At 48.0% G+C, this 319-nt stretch carries 1 protein-coding gene; it reads left to right on the forward strand.

The genetic code is table 11. The annotated features are described in order from the left end of the window. Window positions 1-319, forward strand: a 319-nt coding sequence (locus tag CWC28_RS22150) for a hypothetical protein (RefSeq protein ID WP_212746830.1), incomplete at both ends; no start/stop codon positions are given.

Below are 319 nucleotides of genomic sequence, written 5' to 3' on the forward strand. Positions count from 1 at the left end.
GGCAAATCTAAAAAGTCCACTTTCACTTATAGCTGCTGACATCGCCTATCGTGATGTTTGCAGGATAAAAATATCGGGTATTGATTCGGTAGAAGCCTTCAGAAAGATCAAGTCATTCATTTTCAAACAGCTGCCAGTCTGCGATGAACTGTTGCCAACCATCAGAAACTCGGGCGTATTACCTCCTTCGCTAAGAGAGCTGGACATGCAGTATTGCCGTGGTCAGGCCACGGGAGAAGGCTGGGCAATGGGAGAGCCTGTCTGTCTCAAAGAGTACCGTTTTCTGCCCATTGAAGATCGTGCGGTTTATGCCGGAGTG

The sequence above is a fragment of the Pseudoalteromonas sp. S4492 genome (assembly GCF_005886115.1).
GTDB classification, from domain to species: domain Bacteria; phylum Pseudomonadota; class Gammaproteobacteria; order Enterobacterales; family Alteromonadaceae; genus Pseudoalteromonas; species Pseudoalteromonas gelatinilytica.